Source organism: Halobacterium sp. KA-4 (assembly GCF_021028995.1).
In the GTDB taxonomy this organism is placed as follows: domain Archaea; phylum Halobacteriota; class Halobacteria; order Halobacteriales; family Halobacteriaceae; genus Halobacterium.
The window spans coordinates 165,361-174,645 of sequence record NZ_JAJJZG010000006.1; the positions used below are offsets into that span (position 1 = coordinate 165,361).

Annotated in this window: 8 protein-coding genes; 4 read left to right on the forward strand and 4 right to left on the reverse strand. The window is 63.6% G+C overall.

What is annotated here, in order from left to right; all coding sequences use genetic code 11:
* Positions 1-20 precede the first annotated feature (20 nt).
* Together LPA44_RS08590 and hmgB are read left to right on the forward strand one after the other, a co-directional pair.
* Positions 21-1,448, forward strand: a complete 1,428-nt coding sequence (locus LPA44_RS08590; RefSeq protein ID WP_230889167.1) for a hypothetical protein — start codon at positions 21-23, stop codon at positions 1,446-1,448.
* A gap of 71 nt (positions 1,449-1,519) precedes the next feature.
* Positions 1,520-2,857, forward strand: coding sequence for a hydroxymethylglutaryl-CoA synthase (hmgB, locus tag LPA44_RS08595; protein ID WP_230889168.1), 1,338 nt, complete (start codon positions 1,520-1,522; stop codon positions 2,855-2,857).
* 29 nt (positions 2,858-2,886) lie between these two features.
* On the opposite strand, the gene LPA44_RS08600 is transcribed toward hmgB, so the two are convergent.
* Positions 2,887-3,594, reverse strand: coding sequence for a helix-turn-helix domain-containing protein (locus LPA44_RS08600; RefSeq protein ID WP_230889169.1), 708 nt, complete (start codon positions 3,592-3,594; stop codon positions 2,887-2,889).
* A gap of 97 nt (positions 3,595-3,691) precedes the next feature.
* On the opposite strand from LPA44_RS08600, the gene LPA44_RS08605 reads away from it, so the two are divergent.
* Complete coding sequence (locus tag LPA44_RS08605; RefSeq protein ID WP_230889170.1) at positions 3,692-4,324, forward strand: metal-dependent hydrolase; 633 nt, start codon at positions 3,692-3,694, stop codon at positions 4,322-4,324.
* Positions 4,325-4,348: 24 nt separating this feature from the next.
* The gene (locus LPA44_RS08610; protein WP_230889171.1) at positions 4,349-4,831 is read left to right on the forward strand and encodes a GNAT family N-acetyltransferase; all 483 of its coding nucleotides are present in this window, start codon (positions 4,349-4,351) and stop codon (positions 4,829-4,831) included.
* Here LPA44_RS08610 and LPA44_RS08615 read toward each other — a convergent pair.
* The 3 genes from LPA44_RS08615 to LPA44_RS08625 form a co-directional block, all read right to left on the reverse strand.
* Positions 4,828-5,403, reverse strand: a complete 576-nt coding sequence (locus LPA44_RS08615; RefSeq protein WP_230889172.1) for a transporter — start codon at positions 5,401-5,403, stop codon at positions 4,828-4,830. The genes LPA44_RS08610 and LPA44_RS08615 overlap by 4 nt on opposite strands.
* A gap of 90 nt (positions 5,404-5,493) precedes the next feature.
* Positions 5,494-7,188 (reverse strand): potassium transporter TrkG, encoded by a 1,695-nt coding sequence (locus tag LPA44_RS08620; RefSeq protein WP_230889173.1) that lies wholly within the window; start codon positions 7,186-7,188, stop codon positions 5,494-5,496.
* Position 7,189: 1 nt separating this feature from the next.
* Positions 7,190-7,873: a potassium channel family protein gene (locus LPA44_RS08625; protein ID WP_230889174.1), complete on the reverse strand. Its 684-nt coding sequence runs from the start codon at positions 7,871-7,873 to the stop codon at positions 7,190-7,192.
* Positions 7,874-9,285: the final 1,412 nt, after the last annotated feature.

Below are 9,285 nucleotides of genomic sequence, written 5' to 3' on the forward strand. Positions count from 1 at the left end.
CCGCACGAGTCCACACAACCGTGCGTTTCAGGGACGACAACAGGGCTGTCACGGTCCAGATCGGGGCCGTGTTGCTCTTCGCCACGCTCATCATCGCGCTCTCGCTCTACCAGGCGACAGTCGTCCCCTCGCAGAACGCCGACATCGAGTACAAGCACAGCCAGACCGTCCAGAATCAGATGACGGACGTGCGGAACGGACTGCTCCGTTCGGCTGCAACTGGGAACTCGCAGCCGGTCTCGGTCGCGCTCGGCACCCAGTACCCTTCTCGGGTCTTTCTGATGAACCCGCCGCCAGCGACGGGCACGCTGCGGACGGGAAGTTACGAGAACAGCACGATTCGCGTGTCGAATATTAACGCGACGAACGAGGAGACCAGACACTTCCTGAACGGGAGTTGGACGGCGTCCACGAAGTATCTCGAATACGAGCCGAACTACCACGAGTACGACAATGCGCCGAATCTCCTCTATGAGACGTCGATACTCTCGAACTTCTACCCGAACACGAACAGCGGCACCGCGATTCCGCTCACCGAGCAGCTGCTCGTGGACAACGAGACGCGGACTATCACGCTCGTCACGCTCAACGGCTCGCTGAGCACGACGCGCGCGAGTTCGGTGACAGTCAGTCCGGAGACGCTGAGCGCGCCCTACCAGCGCGTCCAGGTCCAGCCGAACGAGGCCGGTGAGCCAGTAAACGTCTCCGTACCGACGCGACTGTCGGCGAGTCAGCTGGAGGACCGGACTGACCTCGGCAGTCACCCCGGCGTCATCGACGTCGTCGACACGCCCGAGGACCGCGTCGTCGTCCAAGTGGACTGGACCGACCAATTCACGCTCCAGACCGCGCGCGTCGGCGTCGGGAGCGGGACGGAGAATCCGCCAGCGCACTACCTAACGCTCGTTGAGAATCGTGGCGACCGAGTGACTGTGGAAGCGCGGGACCGGTTCAACAACGCGGAGAGTGGCGTTCGAGTGAACGTCAGCGATGGAAAAGCGTTGTTCGAGCGGAACGAGACGCCAACCGACGAGAGCGGCCGAGCGACGTTCGAAGTGACAGATGGCACTTCGGGGAACGCGACACTCAGAATTCTCGAAAATGCCACTACCTACGAGCGTGTGAGAGTAGACGTTGACGCGACGCGTAGCGGTGACAGCGATAATGGACCGACGTACGGAGTCACGATAAATAGTGCGAGCGCTGCAGGTGGCGGAAATAACATCGAAGTTGAGTTCAGTGCCGACACTACCGACGACAACGCGACTGTGGTGATACAGTCACTGGAGGATGGGACAGTCCGAGAGGAGACTGAGAATATCGCAGTCGAGGACACGCAACCGCAGACCGAGAATGTGAAGGGTGCGAACCAAGCAACGGGTGTTCGCGTTATTCTGTACGATGAAGACGGAATCGAGCAAGACAGAGACGTAGTGCCATATTCATAAACCAGAATAGTCGACACGCGTCGAAATCAACCATCGACAAACCCATATGACCGTTTCGCGTAGACGAGGGCATGACTAGCGTCGGCATCGACGCCATCGAAGTGCGAACGGGGCGGCTGAAACTCGACCTCGCGGAGACGTTCGCGCCCGAGCAGGGCGACGACCCCGAGAAGTACACGAAAGGACTGGGCTTGTTCTCGTCGTCGTTCCCGGACGCCTACGAGGACATCGTGACGATGGGCGCGAACGCCGCGCACCGCCTGATGGAGCGGAAGGGCCTCGAACCCGAGGACATCGGGCGTATCGACGTCGCGACGGAGTCCTCGTTCGACAACTCGAAGCCGGTGTCGACGTACATCGCCGGGTGTCTCGAACAGGTCTACGACGGTGACTTCCACCACGCGAACAAGGGCGAGCGGAAGTTCGCGTGTATCGCGGGCACGCAGTCGCTGGACGACGCGGTGAATTGGATTCTCGCGGGGCGGAACCGCGGGCGCGGCGCGCTCGTCATCGCGACCGACACCGCGCTGTACGCGCGGGACTCCTCAGGCGAGGCGACGCAGGGCGCGGGCGCGGTCGCCATGTACATCACCGAGGACCCGGACCTCGTGAAACTCTCCACGGAGCAGGGGTACGGCTCCGCGGACGAGACGGACTTCCTGAAGCCGAACCAGCAGTTCCCGAGCGTGGACGGCAAGCGCTCGGTTCAGGTGTACCTCGCACGGATGCGCGAAGCCCTCGAAGACTTCGAGCGCGCCGCGGGCGACACCCACCCCGACGACTACGCGTTCATCCCGTTCCACACGCCGTTCCCCGGCATGGTGCGGAAGGCCGCGGTACTCGGCTACCGGCACATGATTCGCGGGACGGACGTCGAGGAGGCGCTCGCCGACGACATCGGCCGGCAGCCGCGCCGCGACGACTTCGACTCCCGCGAAGCGTTCGAGGACGCCATCCGAGAGTACGTCGACGACCTCAAGGAGACCGACGCGTACCGCGAGTGGTACGGCGAGGCCATCGACCCGACGCTGGACATCTCCAGTCAGGTCGGGAATTGGTACACGGGCTCGGTCCACATCGCGCGCGTCAGCGCGCTCAAGCACGCCGTCGAGCAGGGCCGCGACCTCGCCGGTCAGAAGCTCCTCGTGGCGTCGTACGGTTCCGGCGCGCAGGCCGAGATTCACGAGGAGACCGTCCAGCCCGGCTTCGAGGACGAGGTCGCCGAACTGAATGTCGATGCGGAGGTTGAGCGCCGCTACGACCTCTCGTTCTCGGAGTACGAGCAGATTCACGACCGGCACAACCACGAGAAATCCGTCGAGTTGGAGCCATTCACGCAGCCTGACAGTGAATTCGTCTTCGACGGCTGGGGCCCAATGAACGAGCGCCAATACACCTACATCGAGTAGTTAACGGTCTTCAAGCACGAGCGCTCGCTTCAGGCGTGTTCTCGGAGTGCGTCCAGCATCTCCTCGATATCCATTTCTGTGACTGCCAGCGAATAGCCATCGCGTTGTGCGAGCGCGGGTGCGTGTTCCCAGAGGTCGTCTGTGGAGAGGCCGTGGAGGAGCACGGCGTTCGGCGTGGGGTTGACGACGCGTAGTGCGACCAGCGGGCTCTCGCCGCGGGAGACGTTCGTGAAGGAGAGCACGCGGCTCGTGGACTGGCCGTAGAGCCGGTAGAACTCGTCGGCGCGCAGTCGGCGGATGGCTTCGATGGAGTCGATGACGGTGTGGCCGGTGACGGTGTCGCGGTCGCCCTCGACGACTTCGGTGGCGTCAACGGCGTCGTACAGTTCGCCGGCGGGGAGCGCTGTTGGATACTCTTGGAGGTCGAGGACGACGTCGCTGTCGAAGCCTGCGGAGAGCACGCGGCCGTACTGGCGGATGTGGTCGCCGCCGCGGCGCTCGTCGATGTCCAGCAGCGCCTCGACGACGCGCGTGACGAGCGCGATGCCAGGGCTGGAGCGGCGGCCGCTCTCGTAGTCAGAGACGACAGACGACGAAACGTCGAGCTCCTCGGCGAGGGCGGTCTGGGAGACGTCGAAGTCCGTGCGCCACTTCCGGAGTGTGGCGCCAGGGTCGTCGCTGAGCGTGATGTCGCCGGCGATGCGCTCGGCGAGGTCCGCGCGCGGGTCGTCAGTCATGGCCGAAATTCAGGTGTCGCCGGCAAAAAGTCTGCCGGAGAACTTCGACACGTGCCGAAGAGAAAGACCCATTCTCACGTGAGACAGTGACACACGTATGCCTTCGACGGTCGTCCACGTGGCGTTCGGCGCGCTGGTGGCGACAGCGCTGCTCCGGGAGTTCGACGCGAAGACGCTCGCAGTGGTCTGCGCGTTCGCCGCGCTCCCGGACGTCGACACCTTCCTCGGCGTCTGGATCGCCGGCGGCCACCGCGCGCTCCTCCACACGGCGCTGTTGCCCGCCGTCCTCGGTGCGCTGGTCGTCTGGGACACGCGCCGCGCGGAGTCGTGGCTCCACGCGAAGTTCGGCCGCGACGGCCCGCACGTCGCGGTCGTGGGTGTCGTTGCGCTCCTGTTCGGCGGCATCCTCCCAGACTTAATGACCAACGGCGTGAACCTCCTCTACCCGCTGCACGACCGCTTCTACACGTTCACGGGCTCGCTGGAGCTCTCCAGCACGGAGGGCGTCGTCCAGACGTTCGTCGACTTCGGCGACGAGCCCGGAGGCGGCGGTACGGTCGGCGGGACGACCGAGAACACGCACTACTACACGGGCGTCGACCTCGAACGCGGCAGCGACCCCGCGAACGCCGAGCGCGTGTTCCCCGTCGTCGCCTCGGGCTTCCAGTTGGTCGTCGTGCTCACCGCCGTCGCGGGCGCCGTCGGGCGGTTCCGAGAAGCCAAACGCTAACGCCGCGACAGTCCAAGCCGAGGTATGGTCAGGCCGTACACGGACGCGGACAGCGACGCCCTCTGGGAATTAAAACGTGGCTTCGAGACGGGACTCGGCGAGGGCACGGGCGACGAGGCCAAGCAGGCCACCTACGAGGCGAAACTCGACGAAGCGTACCGGAGCGACTGGCTCGACTGGGTCGACCGCTGTGTCACCGAGAACGAGCGTTGCGTGCAGGTCGCCGAGCGCGAGGACGGACTCGCGGGCTACGTCTTCGTGCTCCCCGAATCGATGGCGTTCGTCTGGGACGCCGCCGTGCTCAACGAGGTTTACGTCGCACCCGATTTCCGCGGCACGAGCGTCGCGGACGACCTGATGGAGGCCGCGCTCAGCGTCGCGCGCGAGCAGTCGCTACCGCTGGACCGGATGGTGTTAGACGTTGACCGGCAGAACGAGCGCGCGAAGGCGTTCTACGAGCGCTACGGCTTCGAGCACTGGGGCGAGATGGTCGCCCGAGACCTCTAGGTCGACGTGACGGCACCGAGCGCGCCGCCGATGCCGCCGAAGACTGCGGGGTAGACGACGCCAGCGAGCAGCACGCCGAGCGCGTACTCGGGGTGAATCGCGCTCCCGCCCGAGGCGTACTCGAAGACGAACAGGCCAGCAATTGCGAGCACGACATAGCCGAGGACGACGCGAGCGCCGATTTGTGCGCCCCCGGACGCGTCGGCGGCGTTCGCGCGGCGTGCGAGCACGAAGCCGGCGAGCACGACGACGACCGCGGGCACGAGGTACAGCAGCATCGGCGCGCTCCCGTCCGCGATGAGGTTCCGGGTGGCCTGCCCGCTGCCCAGCGACGGGACGGTGAACGAGACGCCATGGGCATTGTAGAATAGCCAGCCGACGGCCTTCCACGTCGGAATCGGGTCGCCGCCGAGGAGTTCCACGATGGCGTTGTAGCCTTCGAGTTGCTCTTGGACGGATGACCCCTGCCAGAGGTACGTGAGGAGGTAGCCGAGCACGTACGCGACGGCACCGGCGGCGGCACCGATGCCGAGGTCAGTGCTGCGGGAGTTGCGGGGGACTCGTTCGGACATGGTTGTGATGCTCGCTGTGGAGTAAAAAGGCTTTGTGGCGACTGAACCAGGCCGAATCTCCGAGCGGCGCGGCGACGCGACGACGCCCGGTTACGGGTTCAGGCCCGAGAGCCCGGCGCGAACGAACACGAGCACGGGGATGATTTCGAGGCGGCCGACCCACATGTTGAGCGTGAACATCGCTTCCGCGAGCGGCGACATCGTCGGGCCCGTGATGCCTGAGGAGAGCCCGACGTTGCCCTGTGCGCTAGCGACCTCGAAGAGCGCGTCGGCGTACCCGAACTCGGGGCCGGCGAGGTTCACGAGGACGATGCTGGTGGCGGCGAGCACGAGCAGCCACAGCAGCGAGACGATGGCCGCCTCGCTGAACTCTCGTTCCATTGACTCGCGGTCGAGCGTCCGGTCGCCGATTCGGGCGGTGACAACGGCGTTCTTCGGCAGGAACACGCGGGAGAACTGCCAGATGATGCCGCGGGCAATCGTGTACGCGCGGATGATTTTGATGCCGCCGACGGTCGACCCGGCAGCGCCGCCGACGACCATCGCGCCGACGACCATCACTTTCGCGCCGGCCAGCCAGCGGCCGATGGGTGCGGACTGGAACCCGGTGCAGCTCAGCGCGCTCACCCACTGGAACGTCGAGTCGCGGATGGCGTCCAGTTGCGCCGCGTCGAGCGACGGCACGGCGAACGGGAGGAACGACTGTGTCGCGAACGCTCCAGTGGTGGATGAGACGGACAGCACGTTCTGCGCGGAGAGGACGGCGATCCCGAGCGCCAGCAGGGCGAACAGCCAGCGGGTCTGGAGGTCCGAGACGAGTTCGCCGACCGTCCGGTCCCGGAGTACGACGTAGTGGACCGGGAACGCGATGGCCCCGATAATCATAATCGGGAGGAGCGCGGTCTCGACGAGCGGCGAGTTGTAGGTCGCAATCGAGTTGTCGGTGACGGAGAACCCGCCCGTCGTGAGCCCTGTCATCGCGTGGTTGAGCGCCTGCCACGCGACCTCCCAGAGTTCCAGCGACTGGACGTACTCGCTGTCGCTGTAGCGAATCGCGCCGAACAGCAGGACGAACGATAGCACGGTGTAGCCGACGACGAGTTTCCAGACCGTGCGGACGGTGGAGACGACGCTCGGGTGAATCTTCTCCTCGCGGGCCTCGCTCTGGTAGAGCGCGTAACTCCCGCTGCCGGGCCGAGAGAGAATCGAGACGGTGAGGACGATGACGCCGACGCCGCCGACCCACTGGATGAACGACCGCCACCACTGCAACGCTCGCGGGAGCGACGGCTCGTGAATCGCCATCGTCAGCCCGCTGCCCGTCCACCCGCTCATGCTCTCGAAGAACGCGTGCAGGGGGTCCCGGAAGTACGCGAGACTTGACAGCGTCGTCGTGCCGGCGACGCCGATGGGCTCCCACGTGCTCGTGTCAGTGGCCGCCGGGACGAACGCTTCCATGGCGGCCGGCGGCGTCAGCCACGCCGTCAGGAAGAACGGGAGCGCGCCGAACGCCGCGACCATCAGCCATCCACCCGCGGCGATGACCATTCCGTGTTTCATCTTCGGGTCCGGCGCGTCCGCGAACGCGCGGTTCGTCGCCCCACCGATAGCAGCCGTCATGCCCGCCGCGAGGAAGATTGCGAGCGCGGCGTGGAATTCACGGAACCCGAGCGCGACGAGCGACGTAATCACCATCAGGCCCGCCTCCATCAACACCAGCGACCCGACGTCGTGCGCGATGATTTGCAGGTCCGTCGGGAGCAGGTCGCCGTTCTGTCGAGTCATGCTACGAGCGGTCTTCCGTGTGGCCGAAGACGTCGGTTACCTCGGGCGTTGCGCCCTTGCTGGAGTAAACCGTGAGGAGGTCGCCAGCCTCGACGCGGGTGTTCCCGCGGGGCGTTATCGGTTCGCCCTCGTCGTCGCGCTCGATGGCGACGACGAGCAACTCGCCCTCGAGCAGCCCCTCCTCGTCGGCCTCCCGTAGCGTCTTCCCCGTAATCGGGGCGTCCGGTTCGACGGTAATCTCGAACACCTCGGCCTCCTCACCGATGCGCATGAAGTCGACGATGGACGGTCGCTTGACCGCCCGGTAGAGGTACTCCGCGATGAGGCGCTGGGGGTTTTGCATCGTGTTCACGCCAATCTGCCGGAACAGGTTCATGTGCTCCGGGTTGTGGACGACCGAGACGACGTCCGGGACCTCTAGTTCCTGCGCGAGCAGACACACCATCACGTTCGTGGCGTCCTGGTCGGTCGTCGAAATCAGTGCGTCCGCGCGGTCCGCGCCGGCGTCCTCCAGAGTCTCCTTCGACGTCGCGTCGTCGTTGATGACCAGGCAGTCGTACCGCTGCGACGCCCGCTCCGCGCGCTCCTCGTCGCGCTCGATGACCACGACCTCGTTGCCACCCTTCGTGGCAATCTCGGTGAGGGGGTCGCCGATGTCACCTGCGCCGACGATGACGATGTACATTAGCGACACGCTTCAGGGCCGACAACTGAAAGGGTATCGCTCTGTCCGACACGCCGAAATACGTGCCTTGATGGCGGTTACGACTCTTTATGCCGATTTGAGGGCGGAGAAACACTCCAAGTGTCGTGTCTCGATGGCGCGCTACGCATCGCGAGACGGGGCGTTCTATATCACCGGGTTCGAAAAACTGGTTCACTCGTCGGTTAGGATACCAGCTCGACCTTGAGCGGACGACCGAATATCGAGGTGGCGCAACAAACCGATACGATACGGGCATCGACCTCAAAACCTCGACGAGTCGGAAATATAACACCGTCTTACAGCAAATCACCCCTCCAAAGATAGCCTCCACTCACCAACTATCGGAACCCGCGAAATCCCCGCAGTAACGCCCTCTTACGCCATATTACAGCATTCATCCACCCATTACGGCATTTCTAGCGGCATTTCTAGCAGCATTTTTCGAGGATAGACACCCTCTCTCCCGAAGAAACCCAAAAACCGGCTCAGAACATACAGCAAAGTCCGACTAGTATAGACGGGGGGCACCCCGTCGGAAATCATTCTAGTCTGGCGAGCACGAGCGATGAATTTGTCCGAATTCTACCAACGGCATGAGAGGTGGGTCTGATGGTGACTGCCAGTGCGAAAAAATCCGACACGGTGCTATCTATCGTCTTCACATGTCATCAAAGCGGCAACAGCAAGCGAAACACTGCGACGCGGTTCAGCACGAATCCTCAAATGGTTCCTCATCACCGATAACCCCTACTCAACCACTTGATTTGGCGGAAACAAGCAACTGGAGACCGATCGTAGCGGTCGCACTCGATAGCGTTGATCGGCTACCAGGTGACGCCGACCACGGCTACAGGATTGGGCTAACTCATTTCTCCAAACCAGTAACTGGCTGATCTAATTTAGGGGTCGAAGGTGTCCAAGACTGGGCCGACAAGCAAGAGACCCGCCGCACCTCGAACGTTGGTTCGCCTAAGGGCCTCCGAGCGCACCGCCACGAGACAGGATAGCCTCGCCACTCGAGACTGCATCTTCAAGCTCATTGACGGCGACGAATCAATATTCTATCAATGCTTTTCGGCCCCAGCACGCCTCCAATCGTCAGATGTGGGTATCGGCCGAAAACAAGCAGTAGAGGCGCCAGTTCCGAGTGTTACATCATGTTATGACATAATCCCAGCCGTTACGACAGACGTTACGACAGAAACCCGGACTAGAGCACCCAGATATGCGGATTAAGGCAATTCCGGGTGATGTGTTACGACAGAGTCCGACTAGTATATACGGGGGATACCCCGTCGGAAATCATTCTAGTCGGGCGAGCGATTGTGGTTGAGTTATTCGAATTCTGGTAATACTGTGCGCAAAGGCGACCGTTGGTAAGTGAGGCGGGG